At 68.2% G+C, this 26608-nt stretch carries 22 protein-coding genes and 1 other RNA gene; 3 read left to right on the top strand and 20 right to left on the bottom strand.

The window, feature by feature from the left end; genetic code table 11:
• Window positions 1–13: 13 nt before the first annotated feature.
• Complete coding sequence (locus tag FS845_RS13490) at window positions 14–1018, bottom strand: M23 family metallopeptidase (RefSeq protein ID WP_144636737.1); 1005 nt, start codon at window positions 1016–1018, stop codon at window positions 14–16.
• Window positions 1019–1123: 105 nt separating this feature from the next.
• Here FS845_RS13490 and FS845_RS13485 point away from each other — a divergent pair, with 105 nt between their 5' ends.
• Window positions 1124–1552 carry a flagellar hook-length control protein FliK gene (locus FS845_RS13485; protein WP_260986279.1) on the top strand — a complete coding sequence of 143 codons (429 nt, stop codon included), beginning with the start codon at window positions 1124–1126 and terminating at the stop codon, window positions 1550–1552.
• 83 nt (window positions 1553–1635) lie between these two features.
• Here FS845_RS13485 and lpxC read toward each other — a convergent pair whose 3' ends face one another.
• The 16 genes from lpxC to rnpB all read right to left on the bottom strand — a co-directional run bounded on the left by lpxC (window position 1636) and on the right by rnpB (window position 20645).
• The gene (gene lpxC / locus FS845_RS13480) at window positions 1636–2559 is read right to left on the bottom strand and encodes a UDP-3-O-acyl-N-acetylglucosamine deacetylase (RefSeq protein ID WP_144635899.1); all 924 of its coding nucleotides are present in this window, start codon (window positions 2557–2559) and stop codon (window positions 1636–1638) included.
• A 240-nt stretch (window positions 2560–2799) separates the two neighbouring features.
• A complete protein-coding gene (ftsZ, locus tag FS845_RS13475; protein WP_144635896.1) occupies window positions 2800–3993 on the bottom strand; it encodes a cell division protein FtsZ in 1194 nt (397 codons plus the stop codon).
• A gap of 173 nt (window positions 3994–4166) precedes the next feature.
• The gene (gene ftsA / locus FS845_RS13470; protein WP_066123541.1) at window positions 4167–5393 is read right to left on the bottom strand and encodes a cell division protein FtsA; all 1227 of its coding nucleotides are present in this window, start codon (window positions 5391–5393) and stop codon (window positions 4167–4169) included.
• Between the two features lie 4 nt (window positions 5394–5397).
• On the bottom strand, window positions 5398–6210 hold the full coding sequence (locus tag FS845_RS13465; protein WP_144635893.1) for a cell division protein FtsQ/DivIB: 813 nt from the start codon (window positions 6208–6210) through the stop codon (window positions 5398–5400).
• Between the two features lie 11 nt (window positions 6211–6221).
• Window positions 6222–7184: a D-alanine--D-alanine ligase gene (locus FS845_RS13460; RefSeq protein ID WP_144635890.1), complete on the bottom strand. Its 963-nt coding sequence runs from the start codon at window positions 7182–7184 to the stop codon at window positions 6222–6224.
• Complete coding sequence (gene murC, locus FS845_RS13455) at window positions 7181–8590, bottom strand: UDP-N-acetylmuramate--L-alanine ligase (protein ID WP_144635887.1); 1410 nt, start codon at window positions 8588–8590, stop codon at window positions 7181–7183. The genes FS845_RS13460 and murC overlap by 4 nt, the downstream gene beginning before the upstream one ends.
• Window positions 8587–9639 (bottom strand): undecaprenyldiphospho-muramoylpentapeptide beta-N-acetylglucosaminyltransferase, encoded by a 1053-nt coding sequence (murG, locus tag FS845_RS13450; protein ID WP_260986295.1) that lies wholly within the window; start codon window positions 9637–9639, stop codon window positions 8587–8589. The genes murC and murG overlap by 4 nt, the downstream gene beginning before the upstream one ends.
• 26 nt (window positions 9640–9665) lie before the next feature.
• Window positions 9666–10859: a putative lipid II flippase FtsW gene (gene ftsW, locus FS845_RS13445; protein ID WP_144635881.1), complete on the bottom strand. Its 1194-nt coding sequence runs from the start codon at window positions 10857–10859 to the stop codon at window positions 9666–9668.
• A complete protein-coding gene (murD, locus tag FS845_RS13440; RefSeq protein ID WP_144635878.1) occupies window positions 10856–12385 on the bottom strand; it encodes a UDP-N-acetylmuramoyl-L-alanine--D-glutamate ligase in 1530 nt (509 codons plus the stop codon). Before murD ends, ftsW begins: the two co-directional genes overlap by 4 nt.
• A complete protein-coding gene (mraY, locus tag FS845_RS13435; protein ID WP_144635875.1) occupies window positions 12382–13551 on the bottom strand; it encodes a phospho-N-acetylmuramoyl-pentapeptide-transferase in 1170 nt (389 codons plus the stop codon). Before mraY ends, murD begins: the two co-directional genes overlap by 4 nt.
• Window positions 13541–16381, bottom strand: coding sequence for a bifunctional UDP-N-acetylmuramoyl-L-alanyl-D-glutamate--2,6-diaminopimelate ligase MurE/UDP-N-acetylmuramoyl-tripeptide--D-alanyl-D-alanine ligase MurF (murF, locus tag FS845_RS13430; protein ID WP_144635872.1), 2841 nt, complete (start codon window positions 16379–16381; stop codon window positions 13541–13543). The genes mraY and murF overlap by 11 nt, the downstream gene beginning before the upstream one ends.
• Window positions 16378–18111: a peptidoglycan D,D-transpeptidase FtsI family protein gene (locus FS845_RS13425; protein WP_144635869.1), complete on the bottom strand. Its 1734-nt coding sequence runs from the start codon at window positions 18109–18111 to the stop codon at window positions 16378–16380. Before FS845_RS13425 ends, murF begins: the two co-directional genes overlap by 4 nt.
• Window positions 18108–18404 carry a cell division protein FtsL gene (ftsL, locus tag FS845_RS13420; RefSeq protein WP_144635866.1) on the bottom strand — a complete coding sequence of 99 codons (297 nt, stop codon included), beginning with the start codon at window positions 18402–18404 and terminating at the stop codon, window positions 18108–18110. Before ftsL ends, FS845_RS13425 begins: the two co-directional genes overlap by 4 nt.
• Complete coding sequence (gene rsmH / locus FS845_RS13415; protein WP_144635863.1) at window positions 18404–19483, bottom strand: 16S rRNA (cytosine(1402)-N(4))-methyltransferase RsmH; 1080 nt, start codon at window positions 19481–19483, stop codon at window positions 18404–18406. The genes ftsL and rsmH overlap by 1 nt, the downstream gene beginning before the upstream one ends.
• A 7-nt stretch (window positions 19484–19490) precedes the next feature.
• On the bottom strand, window positions 19491–19919 hold the full coding sequence (gene mraZ, locus FS845_RS13410) for a division/cell wall cluster transcriptional repressor MraZ (RefSeq protein ID WP_144635860.1): 429 nt from the start codon (window positions 19917–19919) through the stop codon (window positions 19491–19493).
• 303 nt (window positions 19920–20222) lie between these two features.
• An RNA gene (gene rnpB, locus FS845_RS13405) (RNase P RNA component class A) lies at window positions 20223–20645 on the bottom strand.
• Between the two features lie 126 nt (window positions 20646–20771).
• On the opposite strand from rnpB, the gene FS845_RS13400 reads away from it, so the two are divergent.
• On the top strand, window positions 20772–22610 hold the full coding sequence (locus FS845_RS13400; RefSeq protein WP_144635857.1) for an ABC-F family ATP-binding cassette domain-containing protein: 1839 nt from the start codon (window positions 20772–20774) through the stop codon (window positions 22608–22610).
• 381 nt (window positions 22611–22991) lie between these two features.
• On the opposite strand, the gene pyrC is transcribed toward FS845_RS13400, so the two are convergent.
• Both pyrC and FS845_RS13390 read right to left on the bottom strand, forming a co-directional pair.
• Window positions 22992–24065 carry a dihydroorotase gene (gene pyrC / locus FS845_RS13395; protein ID WP_409929295.1) on the bottom strand — a complete coding sequence of 358 codons (1074 nt, stop codon included), beginning with the start codon at window positions 24063–24065 and terminating at the stop codon, window positions 22992–22994.
• An 11-nt stretch (window positions 24066–24076) separates the two neighbouring features.
• On the bottom strand, window positions 24077–25270 hold the full coding sequence (locus FS845_RS13390) for a M20 aminoacylase family protein (protein WP_144635851.1): 1194 nt from the start codon (window positions 25268–25270) through the stop codon (window positions 24077–24079).
• Window positions 25271–25419: 149 nt separating this feature from the next.
• On the opposite strand from FS845_RS13390, the gene FS845_RS13385 reads away from it, so the two are divergent.
• Window positions 25420–25698, top strand: coding sequence for an SWIB/MDM2 domain-containing protein (locus tag FS845_RS13385; protein WP_066123589.1), 279 nt, complete (start codon window positions 25420–25422; stop codon window positions 25696–25698).
• 168 nt (window positions 25699–25866) lie between these two features.
• Here the strand turns inward: FS845_RS13385 and FS845_RS13380 are convergent, their stop codons facing one another.
• A complete protein-coding gene (locus tag FS845_RS13380; RefSeq protein WP_144635848.1) occupies window positions 25867–26229 on the bottom strand; it encodes a DUF4870 family protein in 363 nt (120 codons plus the stop codon).
• Window positions 26230–26608: the final 379 nt, after the last annotated feature.

The raw sequence follows: 26608 nt of genomic DNA, 5'->3' as shown, positions 1-26608 counted from the left end.
GGCCGCGTGCGCGTCAGTGCGCGCCGGCGCCGGCAGGCGGGGCGGTGGACGAGGCCGAGCCCGAGGCGGTGGTCTGGGCCACCGCGGGAGGAACTTCACGGGGGGCGCCCAGGAACAGGCGCGGGTCCAGCGGCTGGCCGGCCAGCCGCACCTCGAAATGCAGGTGCGAGCCGGTGGAGCGGCCGGTGGAGCCGACGCGCGCCACTTCCTGGCCGCGCTCGACCAGATCGCCCTGCCGCACCGTCAGGCTGGAGGCATGGGCGTAGCGGGTGATCAAGCCATCGCCATGATCGATCTCGACCATGTTGCCGTAGCCCTGCTGGAACTTGGACTCCAGCACGACGCCTCCGGCCGCGGCCAGGATGGGCGTGCCGGTGGGCGCGGCGAAATCCAGGCCTTCGTGCATGGCGTAGCGGCCGGTGAAGGGGTCGCTGCGCCAGCCGTAGGAAGAACTGAGATAGGGATAGTCGACCACCGGCGAGGTGGTCGGCAGGCGGGCCTGGTCGGCCGAACGGCGCGTCAGCGCCACGTCGAGCAGGCGCAGCGTGTCCGACTGCTGGGTCATGCGGGCCTGCAGTTCGTCCAACTGGCGGCCCAGGGCCTCGGCCGACTCGACGCTGGGCGGCTGGCGGTCGGTGAACAGTTCGTCCATGACCTCGGTGGCCTGGTCATGCTTGGGCACGGCGGCAACGGCCAGCTCGGGATCGGAATACGCCACGCCGGCCACTTCCGCCACGCGCTTGCCCATGCCATCCAGGCTGGCCAGGCGGGCCTGCAGGGTGCCGACCTTGGCGGCCAGCATGTTGACGGTCTCGCGCAGGAAGGCGGCTTCGCGCTCGGGATGCGGCGTGCCGGCATAATCGGGCATGCCGTCGGTGGTGACCGTGGTGGACTGCGCCAGGTAGCGCTGCAGCGAGGCCCCGAAGACCGCGGCGGCGACCAGCAGCACACCCAGGATGGCGGCCAGACGGACGCCTTCCAGGATGAGGTGCCCGTTGTGTTCGCCCCGGGCGTGCATAATCACGATCTTCAAGGTTTATATCCTGTAATTCGAGCCGGCATGGTAAGACCTGCCCCACCCTCTTCGCGTTCCCGACCCAGCCGCCGCGCCGGCGAAACCGCCATGGGCTGGCTGGGCTCGGACACGCGCGGCGCGGGCGTGCTGGCCACGGCGCGCGTGCATCTGCAGATCCAGCATGCCGTGGCGGCGATCCTGCCGCCCGGGCTGGGCGCGGTGTGCGTGGTGGCCAAGCTGGAAAGCCAGCGCCTGTACCTGGCCGTTCCCGGCCCGGCGCATGCCGCCAAGCTGCGTCAACTGGCCCCGCGCATCGCGCAAACCCTGTCCGCACAAGGCTGGAACCTTAACGAAATAAACGTGAAGGTTCAAGCCGGCATGCCGCGTCCCGGCGCCAAGGCGCCCCGTCCGCCGAAGCTTGCGCAACCGCTGGCGTCGTCGGCGCTGGACGCCTTCGAGGAACTGGGACAGAACGTGCGCCCGGGGCCGCTGGCCGACGCCATCGCCCGCCTGCTGCGGCATCACAAGGAAAAATAGCGCGGCGTCCGGTGACGGAAGTTCCGGACCTTTTTACCGCCGCCGATGCCGGACGAAACGTGCCGGCTGCCGCCCGACGTGCGTCAGGCGAGCTGCCACTCGTGGCGGAAGGCCTGCGGCGCCTCGTCCTGGGATTCGTAGGTGACCAGTTCCCAGGCGTCCTGCTGGGCCAGCAGCGCGCGCGCCAACTGGTTGTTCAGGGCGTGGCCCGACTTGGAGGCCACGTAGCGCGCCACCAGCGGCTTGCCCACAAGATACAGGTCGCCGATGGCGTCCAGGATCTTGTGCTTGACGAACTCGTCGTCGTAACGCAAGCCGTCGCTGTTCAGGACGCGGTATTCGTCCATGACGATGGCGTTGTCCAGGCTGCCACCGCGGGCCAGGCCCATGGAACGCAGCGCCTCGACTTCGTTGACGAAGCCGAAGGTACGGGCGCGAGCGATCTCGCGCACGTAGGAATGCGTGGCGAAGTCGATTTCGGCGAAATTGGCCGTGGAATCGATCGCGGGATGGCGGAAATCGATGGAGAACGCCAGCGCGTAGCCTTCATGCGGCTCCAGGCGCGCCCACTTCTCGTTGCGGCCCTCGCCTTCGCGGATCTCGACGGGCTTGAGCACCCGGATGAAGCGCTTGGGCGCGTTCTGTTCGACGATGCCGGCCGAGCGCAGCAGATAGACGAACGTGGCCGCGCTGCCGTCCATGATGGGAACTTCTTCGGCCGTGAGGTCGATGTGCAGGTTGTCGATGCCCAGGCCGGCCAGCGCCGACATCAGGTGTTCGACGGTGGACACGCGCACGTTGCCCTGCTGCAGCACCGACGCCATGCGCGTGTCGCCGACCGCGTCGGCACGGGCCGGAAGGTCGACGACTTCGGGCAGGTCGACACGATGGAAGACGATGCCGGTGTTGGCTTCGGCAGGACGCAGGGTGAGCTCGACCCGGCGACCCGAGTGGACGCCCACACCGGTCGTGCGAACGAGATTCTGGATGCTGCGCTGTCGGAACATGTCGTATGGAATCAACTGAGCTCGCGGCCCGCAATACAGCAGGTTCGCCAGCAAGAGTCAAACATTGTAACCCGGGTGGAACATGGCTGCCATTTCTCCGTAATACGACGAAATGGTTTCAACGGATGCGGCCCCGTTTTTCATCGCGCGGACAGCTCCGCGTCCGGCCCGCCACGGGAAGGCGGGCCGGAGCTGAGGGAGTTACTACTTTAGCCCGTCAGGGCCTCGGCGTGGAGCCGGTCAGTCGGCTTGCTTGCGCAGGAACGCCGGGATGTCGAAATGGTCCATGCCCGAGCTTTCCAGCGCACGCACCTGGGCAGACGCCTGGCTGCGCGGGTTGCGCATGACCGAGGGCATGTCCAGGTTGCGGTAGTCGCCGCCCTGCTGCCCGGCGGCGGCCATCATGCCTGCCAGCGGCAGGTTGTCGGTGCCGGTGCGCAGCGCTTCTTCCGTGCTCTGCACCAGCTGCGGACGCGCGACGGCGCGGCCCAGGCCGGTGGCGACCACGGTCACGCGCAGCGATTCGCCCATGGTTTCATCGTAGGCGGTGCCGAAGATCACGGTGGCGTCATCCGAAGCATAGCTGCGGATGGTTTCCATGATTTCGCGCGTTTCGCGCATCTTCAGCGAGCGGCTGGCGGTGATGTTGACCAGCACGCCGCGCGCGCCGTTCAGGTCCACGCCTTCCAGCAGCGGGCATGCGATGGCCTTTTCGGCGGCCACGCGGGCGCGGTCGGCGCCCGAGGCGGTCGCCGTGCCCATCATGGCCTGGCCCTGCTCGCCCATGATCGTCTTGACGTCTTCGAAGTCGACGTTGACGTTGCCTTCGACGTTGATGATCTCGGCGATGCCCGCGCACGCGTTGTGCAGGATATCGTCGGCGGACTTGAAGCAGTCTTCCTGCGTCGCGTCCTCGTCCATCAGCTCGTACAGGTTCTCGTTGAGCACCACGATCAGCGAGTGGACGTGCTTGCCCAGTTCGCCGATGCCGTCCTCGGCCATCTTCAGGCGCTTGTTGCCTTCGAAGGTGAAGGGCTTGGTGACCACGCCCACCGTCAGGATGCCCAGTTCCTTGGCCACTTCCGCGACCACGGGACCGGCGCCCGTACCCGTACCGCCGCCCATGCCGGCGGTGATGAACACCATGTGAGCGCCGTTCAGGGCCGAACGGATCTCCTCGCGCGCCGTCTCGGCGGCGGCACGGCCCTGCTCGGGCTTGGCGCCGGCGCCCAGGCCGGTGCGGCCCAGACGGATCTGCACGGGCGCGTTGGTCGCGGCCAGTGCCTGCGCATCGGTGTTGGCGCAGATGAAATCCACGCCGCTCACGCCGCTGCGAATCATGTGCGCCACGGCGTTGCCGCCGGCGCCGCCCACACCAACGACCTTTATCACGGTCCCTTTGGTGTTGTTCTCAAGCATCTCGAAATTCATCATGATGACTCCCTCACAAGTCAGAATTGCAAATCACAAAATTCCCGATTACTGCCTATTTTTGTGAATCGCCTCAAAGCAGAAGCCGACCGGGTTGTCCGCTACGGGTTTGAAGCGCCTCCTTCGGGCCTGCCTTCGTGGGCAGGCCTCCGGCGGGCCGCAAGGCCTACCGTTCCCTAATTCATGAACCATTCCTTCATGCGCTGCAGCAGCGACTTGAAGTTGCCGGTCTGCGCGGCCACCTTGCGGCCGCGCAGGCGCTGCATGCGCGCCTCCTGCAGCAAGCCCATCACGGTGGAGAAGCGCGGATTGCGCATCACGTCGGCCAGGCTGCCCTCGTATTCGGGCACGGCCACGCGCACCGGCTTCAGGAAGACGTCCTCGGCCAACTCGATCATGCCGGGCATCTGGGCGGTGCCGCCCGTCAGCACCACGCCGGAGGCCAGCAGGTCTTCGTAGCCCGAATCGCGCACCACCTGCTGCACCAGGCCGAACAGCTCTTCCACGCGCGGCTCGATCACGGCGCCCAGCGCCTGGCGCTTGACCTGGCGCGGGCCGCGGTCGCCCAGGCCGGGCACTTCCACGGCCTCCTCGGGACGCGCCAGCACCTGCTTGGCCACGCCGTAGCGCAGCTTGATCTCTTCGGCGTCCGGCGTCGGGGTGCGCAGCATGGCCGCGATGTCGTTGGTGATCTGGTCGCCGGCGATCGGGATCACGGCGGTGTGGCGGATCGCACCGCCGGTGAAGATCGCCACGTCGGTGGTGCCGCCGCCGATGTCGACCAGCACCACGCCCAGTTCCTTCTCGTCCGAAGTCAGGCAAGCCAGGCTGGAGGCCAGCGGCTGCAGGATCAGGTCCTGCACTTCCAGGCCGCAGCGGCGCACGCACTTGACGATGTTCTGCGCGGCGCTGACGGCGCCGGTGACGATGTGCACGCGTACTTCCAGGCGCAGGCCGCTCATGCCGATGGGCTCGCGGATGTCTTCCTGGCCGTCGACGATGAATTCCTGCGTCAGCACGTGCAGCACCTGCTGGTCGGTCGGGATGTTGACGGCCTTGGCGGTCTCGATCACGCGCGCCACGTCGGTGGCGGTCACTTCCTTGTCCTTGACCGCGACCATGCCGCTGGAGTTGAAGCTGCGGATGTGGCTGCCCGCGATGCCCGTGTAGACGTCGCGGATCTTGCAGTCGGCCATCAGCTCGGCCTCCTCCAGCGCGCGCTGGATGGAGTTGACGGTGGTCTCGATGTTGACGACCACGCCCTTGCGCATGCCGCGCGATTCGTGCTGGCCCAGGCCGAGCACTTCGAAACGGCCTTCGGGCAGGATTTCGGCGACGACCGCGACCACCTTGCTGGTGCCGATGTCGAGCGCGACGATGAGGTCCTTGATGTCACGGGTCATGGCGTTATCGTTTCTTCGGTGGTTTCGTATGAGGTTGCGGTTCGGGCAGCGGAGCCAGCGCCAGCGCGAAGCCGTTCGGATAGCGCAGGTCGGCCTGCGTCACCGTGCGGCCTTCCAGGCGCGTGGTGACGGCCGGCCAGGCCTGCACGAAGCGTTGAATGCGAGCGGCGAACGGCAGCGCGCCAGGCAGGCCCAGTGGGTCGGGCGCGTCGGCAGCCGGATCGCGCCCCAGGTCCAGCAGCAGCTCGTTGGACAGCTTGGCACGCCACGCATAGCGCGGGCTCAGTTCCAGTTCCTTCACGCGCAGGTCCAGCGGCGCGAACCAGCGCGCCAGCTCGGCGTAGCGCTGCACCACCAGTTCCTGGCTGCCTTCCGGCCCGGAGAACTGCGGCAGGTCCGCGTCGTCGTCCAGCTCGCCCGTGTTGGCCGTGAACGCCTCGCCCCAGGTGTTGATCATCTGGTTCTCGTTCCACAGCGCCAGCGGCTGCTGTTCCTCGATGCGCACGCGCAGCGTGTTCGGCCAGATGCGCCGGATCGTGGCGTGCCGCACCCACGGCACCGACTCGAACACCTCGCGGGCCTCGTCCAGGTCCATCGTGAAGAAGTTGCCCCGGAAGCGGCCGGCGATCGAGGCCCGCACCGAGCCCGGCGACACGTAGTGCAGCTGGCTGTCCGGCATGGGTTCCAGTTCGATGGCCGCCAGCGTGAAGTACGGACGCTGCGCCACCCATGCCACCCCGCAGGCGAGCATGACCGCAACCGCCAGCACGGCCAGCGTGTTGGCGATCAGGTTGATGGTGCGCGCGTCGTTCCACACGGAGTGTCCTGTCAGTCCTTGCGAGCCGGGCTGCGCACCTTGCAGGTGGCGCCGGCCAGAATCGTCACGCACAGGTCGGCATAGCTCATGCCGACCGCCTGCGCGGCCATGGGCACCAGCGAATGGCTGGTCATGCCCGGTGAAGTATTCATTTCCAGCAGCCAGGGCCTGCCCTGGCGGTCAAGCATGAAGTCGGCGCGCCCCCAGCCCTCGCAGCCCAGGGCGCGATAGGCCAGCACCGCCAGCTCGCCCATGTGCCGTGCCAGCTCGGCCGGCACGTCCGCGGGGCAGAAGTACTGGGTCTCGTCCGAGTAGTACTTGTGTTCGAAGTCGTAGTTGCCGCCGGGGGCCGCGATCTCGATCACCGGCAGGGCGCGGGCTTCCGTGCCGCTGCCCAGCACCGCCACCGTCATTTCGCGGCCGGTGATGAAGGCTTCGGCCAGCACCGTGCTGTCCAGGCGCGCGGCCTCGGCGTAGGCGGACTTCATGTCCGAATAGCCCACCACCTTGGTGATGCCCACCGACGAGCCCTCATGCGGCGGCTTCAGGATCAGGGGCAGCTGCAGGCGGTCGGGCACCAGGCGGAGGTCCGTCGTGGCGTCCAGCACCTCGAAGGCCGGCGTGGGCAGGCCATGCTGCTGCCACACGCGCTTGGTCATGATCTTGTCCATGGCCAGCGCCGACGCCATCGGGCCGCTGCCCGTGTACGGAATCTCCAGCAGCTCCAGCGCGCCCTGGATCGTGCCGTCCTCGCCATAGCGGCCATGCAGCGCGATGAAGACGCGGTCGAAACCTTCTTGCGCCAGGTCGGCCAGGGTGCGCTCGCCGGTGTCGAACAAGTGGGCGTCCACGCCGGCCGACAGCAGCGCCTGGTGCACGCCGTTGCCGGACATCAGCGAGACCTCGCGCTCGGCGGAACGGCCGCCATACAGCACGCCGACCTTGCCGAAGGATCTGGTGTCGATGGGCGTCATGCCTTTCCTCCCAGCTGAGCCGGCACGCGGCTGATGGAGCCCGCGCCCATCACGATGACCACGTCGCCGTCGCGCACGAAATCTCGCACGGCCTGGGGCAGTTCCTTCACGTCTTCCACGAACACCGGCTCGACCTTGCCGGCCACGCGCAGCGCGCGCATCAGCGCGCGGCCATCGGCGGCCACCAGGGGCGACTCGCCGGCCGAGTACACCTCGGTCAGCACCACGCCGTCGGCGGTGCCCAGCACGCGCACGAAGTCCTCGAAGCAGTCACGGGTACGGGTGTAGCGATGCGGCTGGAAGGCCAGCACGATGCGGCGCTCCGGCCAGGCGCCGCGCGCGGCGGCCAGCGTGGCGGCCATCTCGACCGGATGGTGGCCGTAGTCGTCGATCAACGTGAACGTGCCGCCGCCGTGCTGGGCAGGCACCTCGATCTCGCCCCATTGCGTGAAGCGGCGGCCCACGCCCTTGAAGGCGGCCAGGGCCTCGGCGATGGCGGCGTCGGGCACGCCCAGTTCGGTGGCGATGGCGATCGCGGCCAGGGCATTGCGCACGTTGTGCAGGCCCGGCAGGTTCAGCGTGATGGCCAGTTCGGGCAGCTGGACCTGGTCGCGGTCCAGGCGCTGCACGCGGAAGTGCATGCGCGTGCCGTCGGGCTGCACGTCCAGGGCGCGCACCTGCGCCTCGGGATTCAGGCCGTAGGTGGTGATGGGACGCGACACGAACGGCATGATCTCGCGCACGTTGGCGTCGTCCACGCACAGCACGGCGCTGCCGTAGAACGGCAGGCGCTGGGTGAATTCGATGAAGGCGCTCTTCAGGCGCGCGACGTCATGGCCATAGGTATCCATGTGGTCGGCGTCGATGTTGGTGACGATCGCCATCACCGGCAGCAGGTTCAGGAACGAGGCGTCCGACTCGTCGGCCTCGACCACGATGTACTCGCCCTGCCCCAGCTGGGCGTTGGCGCCGGCGGAGTTCAGGCGGCCGCCGATCACGAAGGTCGGATCCATCCCGCCGGCGGCCAGTACGCTGGCCACCAGGCTGGTCGTGGTGGTCTTGCCGTGCGTGCCGGCCACGGCGATGCCGCGCTTCAGGCGCATCAGTTCGGCCAGCATCACGGCCCGCGGCACCACGGGAATGCGCGCGGCGCGGGCGGCGATCACCTCGGGGTTGTCGCCCGCCACCGCGGTGGAGGTGACGATGGCGTCGGCGTCGGCCACGTTGGCCGCGTCATGGCCGATGGCCACGCGCATGCCCAGGCTGGCCAGGCGGCGCGTGACGGCGGAATCGTTCAGGTCCGAGCCGCTGACCTGGTAACCCAGGTTCAGCAGCACCTCGGCGATGCCGCTCATGCCCGAGCCGCCTACGCCGACGAAATGGATGTGTTGGATGCGGTGTTTCATTGTTTTTGCCTGGACGCCAGTTGTTCGCAGACGTCGGCGATATGGGCGGCGGCCTGGGGACGCGCATGCGTGCGCGCCAGCTCGGCCACGGCCTGGAGTTCTTCTCGGTTGCGCTGGCCCAGCCACTGCGCCAGCCATTCGGGCGTCAGGCCCGGCTGCGGCTGCAGCCAGGCGGCCTGGCCGTCGGCCAGGAAGCGCGCATTGGCGGTCTGGTGGTCGTCGATGGCATGCGGGAACGGCACGAACAGCGCGGCGATGCCCGCGGCCGCGACCTCGGACACCGTCATCGCGCCCGCGCGGCACACCATCAGGTCGGCCTGCGCCATGGCGCCCGCCATGTCTTCGATGAAGGCACGGCAGTCGGCCCGCACGCCCGCCTCGGCGTAGGCACGCGCCAACGCCTGGATGTGCTGCTCGCCCGCCTGATGCACGACCTGCGGACGCTGCTCGGCGGGCAGTTGCGCCAGCGCGCGCGGCAGCGTCTCGTTCAAGGCCTGCGCCCCCAGGCTGCCGCCCACCACCAGCAGGCGCAGCGGGCCGGTGCGGCCGGCATAGCGTTGCGCCGGTTCGGGCAGCGCGCAAAGATCGGCGCGCACCGGGTTGCCCAGCGCATCGCCGCCCGGCAGCACGCCGGGAAAACCACTGAGGACGCGGCGCGACAGCCGCGCCAGCCAGCGGTTGGCCGTGCCGGCCACGGCGTTCTGTTCATGCACCACCAGCGGCATGCCGCGCAGCGCGGCAACCACGCCGCCCGGGAAGGCGACGTAGCCGCCCATGCCCAGCACCACGTCGGGCCGCACGGCGGACAGGCGGCTCCAGGCCTGGCCCAGCGCGCTGGCCAGCAGGAACGGCAGGCGCAGCATCGCGCCCGCGCCGCGGCCGCGCAGGCCCGCGAAGCGCAGCGGCACCAGGTCGAAGCCGCGCGACGGCACCAGGCGGCCTTCCATCTTCTCGGGGTTGCCCAGCCACATCACGCGCCAGCCGCGCTGGCGCAGCACGTCGGCCACCGCGAGGCCGGGCATGATGTGCCCGCCGGTGCCGCCGGCCATGATCAGGATGGTCTTGGCGGACGCGTTCACACTCGCCCTCCGCGCATCATCACCCGGTTCTCGATGTCCACGCGCAGCATCAACGCCAGCGCGCACAGGTTCATCACGATGCCCGAACCGCCGTAGCTCATCAGCGGCAGCGTCAGGCCCTTGGTGGGCAGGAGGCCCAGGCACACGCCCATGTTGATGAAGGCCTGCACGCCGAACCACATGGCCACGCCATGCGCCACCAGGCCCGCGAAGGTGCGTTCCATGGCGATGGCCTGGCGGCCGATGTCGAAACCGCGCTGGACCACGATGGCGAACAGGCCGATCACCAGCATCACGCCGGCGAAGCCCAGCTCCTCGCCCACCACGGCCATCAGGAAGTCGGTGTGCGCCTCGGGCAGGTAATGCAGTTTCTCGACGCTGGCGCCCAGGCCCACGCCCAGCCATTCGCCGCGGCCCAACGCGATCAGCGAGTGCGACAGCTGGTAGGCGCTGCCGTAGGCATTGGCCTCGTTCCAGGGATCCAGATACGCGAACAGGCGGGCGCGGCGCCACGGCGACGCCCAGATCAGCAGCAGGAACATGCCCAGCAGCACGGCCAGCAGACTGCTGAAGTACTTGCCGTTGATGCCGCCCAGGAACAGGATGCCGATGGCGATCGCCACGATCACCATGAAGGCGCCCAGGTCGGGCTCCAGCAGCAGCAGCATGCCCACCCCGCCCAGCGCGGCCGCCATCGGCAGGAAGCCGCGCGCGAAGGCCTGCATGTGTTCCTGCTTGCGCACCGTGTAGTCGGCGGCATACACCACGGCCGCCAGCTTCATCAGCTCGGACGGCTGGAAGTTGATCGGGCCCAGCGGAATCCAGCGGTGCGCGCCGTTGACCTCGCGGCCGATGCCCGGCACCAGCACCGCGGCCAGCATGACCAGCGACACCATGAACAGCGGCACGGCCAGGCGCTGCCAGACACGCACGGGAATCGTCAGCACGATCAGCGCCGCCACCACGCCGGTGGCCATGAAGATGCCGTGGCGCAGGATGAAGTAGTAGCGGCCGTACGACGCGTAGCGCGGACCGTCGGCCAGGCCGATCGAGGCCGAATAGACCATCAGCAGGCCCAGCAGCAGCAGCGTCGACGCGGCCACGATGAGGGCCATGTCGCAATTGCGCATGCGGGTGCGGCCCGGCGGGACGGCGTTGACGCTGGCGGTCAGGTCGGCGAAAAGGCTCATATTTCACCTTTGTCCAAAGCCAGCTCCGCCACTTCGTCGGCGAACACCTGGCCGCGGTGCGGATAGTTGCGGAACATGTCCAGGCTGGCGCAGGCGGGCGACAGCAGCACGGCGTCGCCGGGCTGCGCCAGATCGGCCGCGGCGCGCACGGCGCCACGCATGTCGGACGCGCGCTGCAGCGTCACGCCGGTCGGTTCCAGCACGCGGGCGATCTCGTCGGCGTCGGCGCCGATCAGCACCACGGCGCGCGCGTAGCGCGACACCACGGGCACCAGCGGCGAGAAATCCTGGCCCTTGCCCACGCCGCCGGCGATCAGCACCGCCTGCTGTCCCAGGCCTTCCAGCGCGGCCACGGTGGCGCCCACGTTGGTGCCCTTGCTGTCGTTGATGTAGTCCACGCCGCCGATGCTGCGCACGAAGGCAGCACGATGCGGCTCGCCCGCGTAGTCGCGCAGCGCGCGCAGCATCGCGCCCCAGCCCAGGTCCAGCGTGCGCGCCAGCTGCAGCGCGGCCAGCGCGTTCATCGCGTTGTGCATGCCGCGGATGCGCAAGGCGTCCACGGGCATCAGGCGGCTCAGACGGCCGGCCGGCCGCACGGGCGGCGGCGCGTCCTTCTTGCGGCGCGTCGTCGCGGGAGGCGGTTCGTAGAAATCGTTGGGCTCGCACGCGGCCAGCCAGGCCACACCCTGGCCCTGCTCCAGGCCCATGTCGCCCACCAGTTCGGGCATGTCGCGGCCGAAGCTGCGCACGCGCTCGGCCTGCAGCGTGTCGACCATGCGCATGGTGAGCGGATCGTCGCGGTTGACGATGGCGATGCGGGCCATCGGCAGCAGGCGCGCCTTGGATTGCGCGTAGGCATCCATGCCGCCGTGCCAGTCCAGGTGGTCCTGCGTCACGTTCAGCACCACCGCGGCGTCGGCAGACAAGGTGCGCGTGGTTTCCAGCTGGAAGCTGGACAGCTCCAGGACCCACACCTGCGGCAGGTCGTCGGCGTCCAGCGCGTCCATCAGCGCGGTCAGCGCGGCCGGGCTGATGTTGCCCGCGGCGCGCGCGGTCAGGCCGCTGGCCTCGACCAGCTGGCGCGTCATCGCGGTGACGGTGGTCTTGCCGTTGGTGCCGGTGATGGCCAGCACGCGCGGCCGATATTCGCGCACCTGGGCCAGTCCGGCCAGGGCGCGCGCAAACAGTTCGATCTCGCCCACGACTTCGATGCCCAGCACGGCGGCCTCGGTCAGCAGGTCCAGCGCGGGCGCCTGTCCCGGCGCCAGGCCGGGGCTCAGCACCACCTGGCCGACGCCGTCCAGCAGGCCGGCGTCGAAGGCATTGCCGCAGCCAAGGCGATATTGCACGTCCGCCTGTGCCAGCGACTGCTTCAGCACTTCCAGCCCGGCAGGCTCGGCGCGCGTGTCCGCGATGCGCAGCGGCGCCCCCTGCCGGGCGCACCAGCGCGCGGCAGCCACGCCCGTCTCTCCCAATCCGAGGATCAGGATGCGGCGGGCATCGGGGGAGGCATCGATCGCGTTCATCGCAGTTTCAAGGTGGACAGGCCAATCAGCACCAGCATCATCGTGATGATCCAGAAGCGCACCACGACCTGGGTTTCCTTCCAGCCGCCCACCTCGAAGTGGTGGTGCAGCGGCGCCATGCGGAAGATGCGCCTGCCTTCGCCGTAGCGGCGCTTGGTGTACTTGAACCAGGTGACCTGCACCATGACCGACAGCGTCTCGACCACGAACACGCCGCCCATGATGAACAGCACGATTTCCTGCCGCACGATGACGGCGATGGTGCCCAGCGCGCCGCCCAGCGCCAGCGCGCCGACGTCGCCCATGAACACCTGCGCCGGATAGGCGTTGAACCAGAGGAAGGCCAGCCCCGCCCCGCCGATGGCCGCGCACAGCACCATCAGTTCGGACGCGCCGGGAATGTAGGGGAACAGCAGGTACTTCGAGTAGTCGACCCGGCCCACCACGTAGGCGAAGATGCCCAGCGCGGCGCCCACCATCACGGTCGGCATGATGGCCAGGCCATCCAGGCCGTCGGTCAGGTTCACCGCGTTGCTGGTGCCCACGATCACGGCCCAGGTCAGGCCCACGAAGCCCACCACGCCCAGCGGATAGCTGACGCTCTTGAAGAACGGCACGATCAGGTCGGCGCGGGTCGGCAGCGGCATGATGAAGCCGCTGGTCACCCAGGCCTTGAACAGCGGCCACAGTTCGGCGTTGGCCGGCGCCGACACGGCGAAGGCCAGGTACACGGCGGCGATCATGCCGATGGTGGCCTGCCAGAAGAACTTCTGGCGCGCCGGCATGCCCTCGGGATCGCGGTGCACCACCTTCTTGTAGTCGTCTATCCAGCCGATCCAGCCGAAGCCGAACGTGACCAGCAGCACCACCCACACGAAGCGGTTGGTCCAGTCGGCCCAGAACAGCGTGCTGATGGCGATGGAGATCAGGATCAGCGCGCCGCCCATCGTTGGCGTGCCGGTCTTGACCAGGTGGGTCTGCGGACCGTACGAACGCACGGCCTGGCCGATCTTCATTTCGGTCAGCTTGCGGATCACGCGCGGACCGGCAACCAGGCCGATGATCAGCGCGGTCGCGCAGGCCAGCACCGCGCGCAGCGTGATGTATTCGAACACGCCGATGACGCGGACGTCATCGGACAGCCAACGGGCGATCTCAAGCAGCATGCCGGTCTCCTGCCCCTTCGGGCATATTGTTGTTATTGGAAGAAAAACCCTGCACCACCCGCTCCATGCGCATGAAGCGCGAACCCTTCACCAATACACTGGCGGGCGCCGCCTTGCGCAGCGCCGCCACCACTTCTTCCACCGAGCCGCAGGCCTGCGCCCCCGGACCGAATGCCTGCGCGGCCAGCGTGCTGGCCTCGCCCAGCGTCACCAGCAGGTCGATGCCGCGCTCGCGCGCATAGGCGCCCACTTCCTGGTGCATCGCCGGGCCGTTGCCGCCCACCTCGCCCATGTCGCCCAGCGCCAGCGCGCGCGGGCCGGGCAGCTGCGCCAGCACGTCGATCGCCGCGCGCACCGAATCCGGATTGGCGTTGTAGGTGTCGTCGATCAGCAGCGTGCCGTCGGCCATGGGCTTGCGCTGCATGCGCCCGGCCACCGCGCTGAAACCCGCCAGCGCGCGCAGCGCGGTGTCCAGCGGCGCTCCCGCGGCCAGGCCGCAGGCGATGGCGGCCAGGGCGTTGCGCAGGTTGTGCGTGCCCGGCACCGGCAGATCCAGCCGCGCGCACCCGGCCGGCGTCACCACGCGGCAGCGCGTGCCGGTCACGTCGGCATCGATCTGCTCGGCATAGACGTCCAGCCCCGGCTGCAGGCCGAAGCGCAGCACGCGGCGCGCGCCGGCCAGCGCTTCCCAGATGGGCGCGTAGGGCTCGTCGCCGGGATACACGGCCACGCCGTCGGCGGGCAAGGCCGCCAGGGCCGCGCCGTTCTCGCGCGCCACGGCCTCGACCGTATGCATGAACTCCTGGTGCTCGCGCTGCGCGTTGGTCACCACGGCCACGCTGGGCGCGGCCAGCGCCGCCAGATAGGCGATCTCGCCGGGATGGTTCATGCCCAGCTCGAGCACGGCGGCACGATGCGCCGGCCGCAGCCGCAGCAATGTCAGCGGCACGCCGATGTCGTTGTTGAAATTGCCGGCCGTGGCCAGGCGGTGCGCCTCGCCCTGCCAGCCCGCCAGGATGGCGGAAATCATTTCCTTGGTAGTGGTCTTGCCGTTGCTGCCGGCGACGCCCACCAGTGGCAACGCATGGCGCGCGCGCCAGGCGGCGCCGATGCGGCCCAGCGCCAGACGCGTATCGCCCAGCACCAGTTGCGGCAGGCTGCACGAATCCACCCGATGCGCCACCACGGCCGCGCACGCGCCGCTGGCCTGGGCCTGCTGCAGGTAGTCGTGGCCGTCGAAGTTGTCGCCGGACAGCGCCAGGAACAGTTCGTCCGCGCCGATGCGGCGCGTGTCGGTGGACAGCGCCGGCACGTGCGGCAGCAGCAGCGCCAGACGCGCCCATTCGCGATCGTCGAACGGCAGCTTGGCGCCGGCAATTTCCTGATAGGTCTCGTGGCCCTTTCCGGCCAGCAGCACCACGTCATCGGGCGCGCTGCGCCAGATTTCACGCATGATGGCCAGCGCGCGGTCGGGCTGCACGTCGGCGCGCGCGCTGCGCGGCATGCCGGCCAGAATCTGCGCGATGATGGCTTGCGGATCTTCGCCGCGCGGGTTGTCGCTGGTGACCAGCACGCGGTCGGCGTGCTCGGCCGCGATGCGGCCCATCTCGGGCCGCTTGCCCGGATCTCGCTCGCCGCCGCAGCCGAATACGCAGGCCAGGCGGCCGCCACGCGCCTGGGCCACGGGCCGCAGCGCGGCCAGGGCGCGCTCCAGCGCATCGGGCGTGTGCGAATAATCGACCACCACCAGCGGGCCGCGCGCCGCGCCGCTCAGGTTGCTCGAAGGCAGCGCCGTCACGGCCTGCATGCGGCCGTCCACCGGCTGGGCCGCCGCCAGTTCGCGGGCGACGTCGGACAAGGCATAGCCCAGCCTGTCCAGCACGCCGGCCACCAGCAGCAGGTTGGCGATGTTGTGCAGGCCGAGCAGGCGCGTGACGATCTGCGCTTCGGCGCCGCGCGAGGCCAGCGTGAACACCTGCCCGTGGGCGGTGACTTGCAAGTCGCGAGCCTGGATGTCGGCCGCGGCGCCGCCCAGCGAATACGACAGCGCCACGCCCGCCGGCAGGCTGGCCAGCAGGCGCTGCCCGGCCGGGTCGTCGGCGTTGATCACGGCACCGCCCAGCTCGGCGCGGCGGAACAGCAGGGCCTTGGCCGCTTCGTACCGTTCCATCGTGCCGTGGTAATCCAGATGATCGCGCGTCAGGTTGGAGTAGCCGGCCACGGCGATGCGCACGCCATCCAGCCGGCCCTGCTCCAGGCCGATCGACGAGGCCTCCAGCGCCACCGCCGCGGCGCCCGCCGCGCGCATGGCCGCCAGGGTGCGATGCATGGACAGCACGTCGGGCGTGGTCAGCACGCCGCCCAGTTCGCTGCCGTCGGGCAGTTGCGCGCCCAGCGTGCCGATGGCGCCGCAGGGCCGCTGCAGGCGCGTCAACGCGCCGGCCAACCATTGCACGGTGGAAGTCTTGCCATTGGTGCCGGTGACGGCCACCACCGTCAGCGCCGCGGACGGCTTGCCGTACCACTGGTCCGCCAGTCCGCCCAGCATGGCGCGCAGGCCGCGCACCGCCAGCACGGCGGCGCCAGCCGGCACCTGCGGGGCGCCGTCGGCTTCGTACAGCACCGCGCCCGCGCCCCGGGCCAGCGCCTGCTCGATATAAAGGCGGCCATCGGAACGATGGCCGGGGCATGCCACGAACACATCGCCCGTGGCCAGCGCGCGCGAATCCAGATGCAGATGGGCGCCGGACGCGGCGTGCGCGCGCAACCACTCCAGCACCTGCGTGCAATCGGCGTGCGGCGTGGGCGGGGTGGCGGCGCGCATGTTCATCGACCCAGTTCCGGGTTGCCGGCCACGATGGTCGACTCGAACGGCGCGTCGGGCTGCACGCCCATCAGGCGCAGCGAACCGCTGACCACGCGCGAGAACACCGGCGCGGCGATCGCGCCGCCGTAATAGCCGCCGACCTTGGGCTCGTCGATGGAAACCGCCACCACGATCTTGGGATTGGACACCGGCGCGAAGCCCACGAACGAGCTGCGATAGCGTTGCGTGCTGTACTTGCCGTCCACGATCTTGCGCGCCGTGCCGCTCTTGCCGGCCACCCGATAGCCTTGCACCATGGCGGCCTTGGCGCCGTCGGGGCCCGCGGCGCCCTCGAGCATGCCGCGCACCATCTGGGCAATCTTGGGCGGATAGACGCGAACGCTGGTGGGATCGCTGTCGCGCTTGACCAGCGTCAACGACACCATGTCGCCATCGCGCGCGAACACGGTATACGCGCGCGCCACCTGCAGCAACGACACCGACAGGCCGTAGCCGTAGGCCATCGTGGCCTTCTCGATCAGGCGCCACCGGTCCCACGGACGCAGGCGACCCGGCGCGGCGCCGGGAAAACCCAGTTGCGGCGCCTGCCCCAGGCCCAGTTCGGTGAAGCGGTCCCACATCTCGCGCGCTTCCAGGCGCTCGGAGATCATGGTCATGCCGATATTGCTGGAGCGCAGCAGGATGCCCGCCACGTTCAGCGTGCCGTTGTGGCGGCTGACGTCGGTAATGGTGCTGCCCTGGTACTGGAACCGGCCGTTGCCGGTGTCGAACATGGTGCTGGGCGTGATGCGGCCCAGGTCCAGCGCCAGCGCGGCGGTGAACGGCTTCATGATCGAGCCGGGCTCGAAGGTGTCGGTGATGGCCTGGTTGCGCAACTGCGAGACCTGGAAGGTCTCGCGATGATTCGGATCGTAGGTCGGCAAGCTGGCCATGGCCAGGATCTCGCCGCTCTGCACGTCCAGCACCACCGCCGTGGCGGCGCGGGCCTCGTGCTTCTGCATGGCTTCCTGCAATTCCTTGTACAGCAGGTACTGCACGCGGGTGTCGATCGACAGGCGCAGGTCGCGGCCGTCGACGGGCATCGTCACCGCCTGCACGTCCTCGATGACGCGGCCCAGGCGGTCCTTGATGACCCGGCGGCTGCCGGCGCGGCCGGACAGCAGTTCGTTGAAGGCCAGCTCGACGCCTTCCTGACCCTTGTCCTCGACGTTGTTGAAGCCCACCACGTGGGCCGTCACTTCGCCTTCAGGGTAATAGCGCAGCGATTCGGGCTGCTGATGGATGCCCGACAGGTTCAGCTGCTTGATCTTGTCCGCCACGTCCATCGGCACCTGGCGCTTCAGGTAGACGAAGTTGCGGTCCTCGTCGGCCAGGCGGCGGCGCAGGTCGGCCATCGGCATGCCCAGCAGATCGGCCAGGGCCGCGAGCTGGCTGTTGTCGGACTGCTTGGCATCTTCGGGAATCGCCCAGATGGCGCGAGCGGGCACGCTGGACGCCAGCACCACACCATTGCGGTCCAGGATCTTGCCGCGGGTGGCCGACAGCGTCAGGGTGCGCTCGTAGCGGCGCTCGCCCTGCTGCTGCAGGAACTCAGTGGACAGGCCCTGCAGGAACAGCGCCCGGCCGGCCAGCACGACGAAGCCGCCGAACAGCAGGATCAGCACCAGCCGCGCGCGCCACATGGGCAGCTGGCCGCGCAACACGGGATTGTCGAAGAAGGGCAGACGCTTCATTGCGTGCCTCCCGCTGACGGCTGGACGATGGGAGCCTGGTTCAGGTAGATCGTGCGGTCAGGCACGATGGGAATCATCTTCAGGTCGCCGCGGGCGGCCTGGTCGACGCGCGCATTGCGCGCCAGTTCGGCGCGCTCGAGCTGCAGGCGGCGCCAGTCGGTATCCAGATCGCGAGCCTGCGCCTGGCCGCGCCCCAGCTCGATGAAAAGCTGGCGCGACTGATAGCGGGCGGTGACCAGCGACACCGCGGCCAGCATCAGCAGGGCCGCCACGACCAGGCTCACGCGGGCCATCAGTGCGCCCTCCGCCTGCCTGCGGGACGGCGCGCCTGCGCGCCCGGCACGCCGGGAACGAAATCGCCGCCGCCCGGGGGCAGCGGCTCGGCGGTGCGCTCGGCCACGCGCAGCACCGCGGAACGCGCGCGCGGATTGCCCGCGACCTCCTCATCCTCGGCCAGCACGCGGCCCAGGGACTTCAGGATGGGCTGGGGCATCTCGCTTTCGCGCAGGGGCAGGCGCGAGTACGCAGCGGCCGGCCGGGCAGCCGCCGCGATGCACTGCTTGACCATGCGGTCTTCGAGCGAATGAAAGCTGATCACCGCCAACCTTCCCCCTGGCGCAAGCAGGCCTAGAGCTGACGCGAGGGCGCCAGCGAGCTCTTCGAGTTCCCGATTGAGGTAAATCCGTAGAGCCTGAAAGGTGCGTGTGGCCGGATGCTGCCCCTTTTCGCGCGTGCGGACGGCGCTGGCGACGCACTCGGCAAGCTCGAGCGTGGTGCACAGCGGCCGTGTTGCGCGGCGAGCAGCAATCGCCTTTGCAACCTGAAAAGCAAACCGTTCTTCGCCATAATCCGCAATGACCTCCCGCATTTCATCCACGCTGGCTTCCGCCAGCCATTCCGCAGCCGTCGGACCGCGGGTGGTATCCATCCGCATGTCCAGCGGGCCTTCCCGCATGAACGAGAAACCTCGTTCGGCATCATCGATCTGGGGCGACGACACGCCCAGATCCAGCATCAGGCCATCGATCTGCCCGATGCCCAATGCCTCCAATTCCTGCCCCACGGTGACGAAGCCGCCGTGGACCACCGTCACCCGGGCATCCGCCGCGGCCAGCTCGCGCGCCACGGCGATGGCCTGCGGATCCTTGTCGAACACCACGAGCCTGGCCTCGCGCCCCAACCGGGACAGCAGTTCGCGGCTGTGACCGCCGCGGCCGAAGGTGCCGTCGACGTAGATGCCGCGCTGCACCCGCTGCTGCGGTTCGGCGTCGTCCGCCGCCGCCGACCGGTCCGCGCGCTTGTCGCCGAATCGCGGCAACACCAACGCGTCCACCGTCGGCGCCAGCAGCACGGGCCGATGCTCGAGGTTCATAGAGATTTCAGAAAGAAAACTGGTTCAACACGTCCGGCATCCCCTGAGCCAGGTCCGCCTCTTCACGGCGGGCCAGGGAAGCGGCATCCCACAGCTCGAAGTGCGTGCCCATGCCCAGCAGCATCACATCTCGCGTCATACCGGCGGCGTTGCGCAGTTCAGGGGCGATGAGGACCCGGCCGGAACCGTCGATCTCCACATCCTGGGCGTTACCCAACAGCAAGCGCTGCAGACCCCGGGCGGCCATGGGGAAGCTGGCGATCTGCTCGCGCTTCTTTTCCCACTCGGGCCTCGGGTACATCAGCAGGCAGCCATCGGGGTGGCGGGTCAGTGTCAGGCAACCGTCAGCCTGAACCGCGAGCGCGTCCCGATGCCGGGTCGGAATCGAGATCCGTCCCTTGGCATCCATCGTCAGCGCGCTGCTTCCCTGGAACACCCTTTCGCCCCACTTAGTTGCACAAAATCCTACTTTTTCCCACTCTACGGTAATGGGCAAACCCGGTCAAGCGAGCGGTTGCAATTTTTTCAATCAAACCAAGGACTTAGGGCAATTGCTACAACGGGCCATAAAAAAACCCCCTGAAAAATCAGGGGGTTGGTGAGGCATCTCAAAGTCTTTCTTCAGAAAAAGCCCGGAAAGTACGCTGGTTCAGCGTGTTATGTCCCTATGAAACACCCCGTACTTTTTGTTACTATTCGGTAACAGGCCACGGCACCACCCGTGGCCGTGCGGAATTCAAGGCAGGACAGATCTATAGGCCGGATTCTGTACGCCGGGTCGCCCCGGCGGGCAATCATTCCTCTGCGCCGGCCATTGCTGGACGGCTGTAGCCACCTACCCGCATGCTCGAACGGAGCCGCCCTTCCCGGCCCGAAGGCCGTGCGCATGCCTATTTGATGTTGCTCCGGATAGAGGTTGCCGCGTTTCACCCTGCCGCGCCGCCCGCCGTTGCCGGTGGACGAAGCACGGAGATGGCCGTGCCTGTGCGCGCCGAAGCGCGCCCGCGCCGCAGACTCGTCTCTGTGGCCCTGTTCCTCGAATGAACAAGGCGGGGCAATGCCCCGCCTGCATCCGGACGGCCGTTAGCCGCTATCCTGCCCTGTGGAGTCCGGACCTTCCTCGAGGCGCCCGAAGACGCTCCGCGATTGCCCGATCTGTCCTGCGGCCGCTATTTTACTAGACAAAAAAAGGGGGTCGCCGCCGAGCGACAAAGGCGGCGGTCAGCACCGATCCGCCCTTCCTGCGAAAATACGAATCTCTTCCGCTTTCCGCAGCAGATCGCCCTACATGGCAGCCTCTTCCCTCATCGCCCTCACCGACCTGCAACTGGCCTTCGGCCATCATGCATTGCTCGACCACGCCGACCTGTCCATCCAGCAGGGCGAACGCATCGGCCTGATCGGCCGCAACGGCGCCGGCAAGTCCTCGCTGTTGCGCATCCTGTCCGGCCAGGCCGAGCCCGACGACGGCACCGTCTCGCGTACCAGCGGCCTGAAGGTCTCGGTCGTCACGCAAGAACCCGAACTGGACGAGACGGGCACGCTGTACGACGCCGTGTTCGGCGAGATCGACCTCGACTCCGAAGATTGGCAGCGGCCCGCCCGCGTGCGTGCGCTCATCGAGAAGCTGGGCCTGGATCCCGACGCGCCCGCGTCCGGCCTGTCGGGCGGCACGCGCAAGCGCCTGGCGCTGGTGCGCGCCCTGGCCGACCAGCCCGACCTGCTGCTGCTGGACGAGCCCACCAACCATCTCGACTTCGACGGCATCGCCTGGCTGGAAAACATGCTGCGCGAAGGCAGCTACGCCGTGCTGTTCATCACCCACGATCGGCGTTTCCTCGACGCCGTGGCCACCCGCATCATCGAACTCGACCGCGGCAAGCTGCTCAGCTTTCCCGGCAACTTCAGCGCCTGGCAGGTCCGCAAGGCCCAATTCCTGGAAGCGGAACGCCTGGAGAACGCACGGTTCGACAAACTGCTGGCCCAGGAAGAGGTCTGGATCCGCAAGGGCGTGGAGGCCCGCCGCACCCGCAACGAGGGCCGCGTGCGCCGCCTCGAACGCCTGCGCGTCGAACGCGGCGAACGCCGCGAACGCGTTGGCGACGTCACCCTGGCGGTGGCCGAAGGCCAGCGCTCCGGCAAGCTGGTGGCGGAGCTGGACCAGGTCGGCAAGTCCTTCGGCGGCCGCCCCGTCGTCGAAGACTATTCCACCACCGTGCTGCGCGGCGACCGCATCGGCCTGATCGGTCCCAACGGCGCGGGCAAGACCACGCTGCTCAAGCTGATCCTGGGAGAACTGGCGCCCGACACCGGCACGGTCAGGATGGGCACCAACGTATCGGTGGCCTACTTCGACCAGATGCGCAGCCAGCTGGACGAGAACGCCACGCTGGCCGAGGTCATCAACCCCGGCAGCGAATGGATCGAGATCGGCGGCCAGCGCAAGCACGTGATGAGCTACCTGGGCGACTTCCTGTTCTCGCCGGCGCGCGCCGGCTCGCCGGTCAGCAGCCTGTCGGGCGGCGAGCGTGCCCGGCTGCTGCTGGCGCGCCTTTTCGCACGGCCCGCCAACGTGCTGGTGCTGGACGAGCCCACCAACGACCTGGACATCGAAACGCTGGAGCTGCTCGAAGAGCTGCTGCAAGACTACTCCGGCACGGTGCTGCTGGTCAGCCACGATCGCGCCTTTCTCGACAACGTCGTCACGCAGACCATCGCCAGCGAGGGCAATGGCCGGTGGCGCGACTACGTGGGTGGCTATGACGAATGGCTGGCGCAACGGCCTGCCGCGCCGGCGCCGGTGCTGGCACGCGCGGCAGTGCCCGACACCGCCACGGCTCCGTCGACCTCACCCGCGCCTGCTTCCGCGGCCGCTGCCCCGCCCGCCAAGGCTGCCAAGCGCCTGTCCAGCTGGGAAGAGCGAGAACTGGACGGCCTGCCCGACGCCATCGCTGCCAACGAAGCGCGACAGGCCGCCATCGCGGCGCAGCTGGCCGATGGCAAGGTCTATCACGAAGACCCCGCACAGGCCGCCCGCCTGGGCGAAGAGCAGACGCGCCTGGAAGCCGAGCTGGAAGAGAAGTTCGCCCGCTGGGAAGCGCTGGAGGCGCGCCGTACGGCTACCTGACGCGACATGTAGCCTTGGCCGTCTCGGATCGGCCCTTAGCGCCGCTCTGCTATGAGCGCCAACGCATTCGGCGGTCACGATGCCTGCTCCGTAAAGCGCCGATCGCGGCGCGCCGGGCTCCACCCTCGGTTGGTGGAGCAGGTCGCCGTTCACTTGCGCGCTGACGCTTGCCAGCGCGCTTCGGCCCCGGCAACGAGTAGCGCAACCGCGGCGCCGATGTCTCCGCTCGAAATAACCGGATCGCGGGTCATCTTTCTTGTTCTGAAGAACGAAAAGGCCATCCACGCGGATGGCCTTTCATTTCGAATATACGCAGGGGCCTCGCAACCACAAACCCCGGCCGCGGATCAACGCGAACCGGCGCGCGTCCCTCCGCGGTGTTCAGCCCGCCACCGCCATGCGCCAGGGCAAGGTTTCGCCGGCCGCCAACGGGACCAGCGTGGTCTCGCCGAACGGGACTTCCTGCGGGATCTGATATTCCGCGCGTTCCAGCGTCAGCGTGCCGGTGTTGCGCGGCAGGCCATAGAAGTCTGGACCGTGGAAGCTCGCGAAGCCTTCCAACTTGTCGATGGCGCCCACCATGTCGAATGCCGTGGCATACAGCTCCATGGCGTGCAGTGCGCTGTAGCAGCCGGCACAGCCGCAGGCGTGCTCTTTCAGATGGCGCGCATGCGGCGCGCTGTCGGTGCCCAGGAAGAAACGCGGGCTGCCGCTGGTGGCCGCCTCGACCAGGGCTTGGCGATGCGTCTCGCGCTTGAGGATCGGCAGGCAATACCAGTGCGGCCGCACGCCGCCCTGGAAGATGGCATTGCGGTTGTACAGCAGATGCTGCGGCGTGATGGTGGCGGCGATCGGCCCCTCGGCGTCGCGCACATAATGCGCGCCTTCCTTGGTGGTGATGTGCTCGAACACGACCTTCAGGCCGGGAAAGGCCCTGCGCAGCGGTTGCATCACGCGCTCGACGAACACGGCTTCGCGATCGAACACGTCGATGCCCGGATCGGTCACTTCGCCATGCACCAGCAACGGCATGCCGCAGCGCTCCAGCGCCTGCAGCGCCGGGGCGCACTTGCCCAGCAGGTCGGTCACGCCGGCGTCGGAATTCGTGGTGGCGCCCGCGGGATACAGCTTCACCGCATATACCTGGCCCGACTCGTGCGCGCGCACGATCTCGGCGGCGGGCGTGTTGTCCGTCAGGTACAGCGTCATCAGCGGCGTGAAGACCTCGGCGCCGATGCCTGCCTTGCGCACCGCGGCGTCGATGCGCGCGCGGTACTCCAGGGCCTGCGCCGTGGTCGTGACCGGCGGCTTCAGGTTGGGCATGACGATGGCGCGCGCGAACTGGCGCGCCGTGTCGGCCACCACGGCCTCGAGCGCGGCGCCGTCGCGCAGGTGCAGATGCCAGTCGTCGGGACGGACCAGCGTCAGGGAAGAAACAGCAGCGGAATCGGACATGAAGGACAGGCTCAATCGGCCAGGGGCATGCCACGTTCGGCCAGGGCGCAGAACATGGCGCTGCCCAGCGGAATCACGGCGTCGTTGAAATCGAAATTGGAATTGTGCAGCAGGCAGCCGGATTCGGCCCCGCCCTGCCCCAGACGGAAATAGGCGCCGGGCCTGGCCTGCAGCATGAAGGAAAAGTCTTCGGAGCCCATGGACGGCGTCAGGTCGCGCACCACGTTCTCCTTGCCGATCATCTCGGTGGCGATGTCAGCCACCAGGTTGGCGTGCTGCGGCGTGTTCAGCGTGGCCGGATACAGGCGCTCGTACTTCAGCTGCGCGGTGGCGCCGAACGCCGCGGCAATGGCCGAAGCCAGGTCGCGCATGCGCGTCTCGACCATCTCCTGCACGGACTTGCGGAACGTGCGCACCGTACCGACCAGTTTGGCCTCGCGGGGAATGACGCTCATGGCGCCCGGATGCCCGGCCTGCAGCGACCCGATGGACACCACCGCGGAATCCAGCGGATTGACGTTGCGCGAGACGATGGTCTGCAGCGCGGTGATCAGTTGCCCGGCCACGGTGACCGGATCGATGGTCTGGTAAGGATGCGCGCCATGGCCGCCGCGGCCTTCGATGGTGATCTCGAAGCGGTCGGCCGCGGCCATCATGGGCCCGGGATTGATGCCGATGGTGCCGGGACGCAGGCCCGGCCAGTTGTGCAGCGCATAGATCGCATCGCACGGGAAAGTATCGAACAGGCCATCGTCGATCATGGCCTTGGCGCCGCCCCTGCCTTCCTCGGCCGGCTGGAAGATCAGCACTGCCGTGCCGTCGAAGTTGCGGGTCTGCGCCAGGTAGCGGGCGGCGCCGATCAGCACGGCTGTGTGGCCGTCGTGGCCGCAACCGTGCATCAGGCCGGGCTTGCTGGACTTGTGCGCGAAGCTGTTGTCTTCGGTCATCGGCAGCGCGTCCATGTCGGCGCGCAGCCCGATCATGCGGCCACTGTCGCAACGCTTGCCGCGGATGACGCCCACCACGCCCGTCTTGCCGATGCCGCGGTGCACTTCGATGCCCAGGGCCTCGAGCGAACCCGCGACGATGCCGGAGGTGCGCACCTCTTCGAAGCCCAGTTCGGGATGCGCGTGCAGATCGCGCCGCAGCGCGGTCAGTTCGTCATGGAAGAGCCGGATCGACTCGAGAGGAGAGCGTGCGTACATGGGAAGTTACAGGATACCGCAATGCGGGAAAGACACTGTCTATTTTAGTTGCTACAGAGGATAAATGGCTTTGTCTTTAGAGGAGAGACACGTTATGCTGCGGCCCGCAAGGACACTTTTTCCAACCACCAGAGAAGGAGAGCCGCAACATGGCCACCACCTCCAAAACCGCGACTGCACGCAAGCCTAACGCCGCGTTCATGAAGCCGCTGACCCCCAGCCCCGAACTGGCCGCGGTCATTGGCGACGCCGCCGTGCCGCGTACCGAGGTCACCAAGAAGATCTGGGACTACATCAAGCAGCACAACCTGCAAGATGCGAGCAACAAGCGGAACATCAACGCCGATGCCAAGCTGCGCCCCATCTTCGGCAAAGACCAGGTCACGATGTTCGAATTGACCAAGCTGGTCAACGCTCACCTGAAGTGATCAAGGTCGAGGGCGTACCGCGTACGTCCCTGCCTTTCCCATTCGCGACCCTCGCCGCCTGCGCGGGTTCGCATCCCCTTCTCTCTCCTTCGCCAGGCACGCAGACAGCGTGACAAAACGGCCGGCTTGCTCGACGCAAGCCGGCCGTTTCTGGTGGACGGCACTTCCTCAGGCGTAGGCGTTGGGCGTACGGCCTTCCAGCAATGCCAGCCAGCCCTTGATGAGCCGATAGACGGCCCAGACGAACACGATCGGGAAGCCGACGTAGCCGATGAAAATGACCGTAGTGATGAAGCTGATGGCCAACCACAGCACGGACCACCAGAAGGTGCGCAGCAGCCAGTCGAAATGAGCCGCATACATGGTGCCGGCGGCATCCGAACGCTTGACGTAGATGAGCACGACGGCGGCGATGGCTGCCACGCCGAAGATCCCGGCCGTCAGCAGCGAAAACGCGAACAGGCCATACGCCACGTGCGTCAGGGTGCGCAGGTCCGGCGAGGTCGCCGAGGGGATCTGGGGATCTGTCACGATCGCTGCTCCATCGAATAAGTTAGGGCAATCTTACCGCACAAAGCAGGGTCTCCGGCCCCAACTGTTGCATGCGGACGATGCTTGCAAGACTATGCTGCAAGACCCGGATTGACAGCACGGGATGCGCGCTTGCCACCGAGCGTATGCGCCCGTCGAAACACGAGCAGCGATGCAAAAAGGCCATCTCCGGGATGGCCTTTTGCATGCACGTTCGAGGCTGCCACCTGAGCTGGTGACGTCCCCGTGGCCCATTTGGCGCCAGCGTTTTTCGTTGCCGCAAAAGCAAAACCCCGCAGACATTGAGTCTACGGGGTTTTGGGGATAAGAGCCTGACGATGACCTACTTTCACAGATGTACATCCACTATCATCGGCGC

This window comes from Bordetella genomosp. 13, from assembly GCF_007679965.1.
GTDB lineage: Bacteria > Pseudomonadota > Gammaproteobacteria > Burkholderiales > Burkholderiaceae_B > Bordetella.
This window is presented reverse-complemented; position numbering and strand designations above follow the sequence as displayed.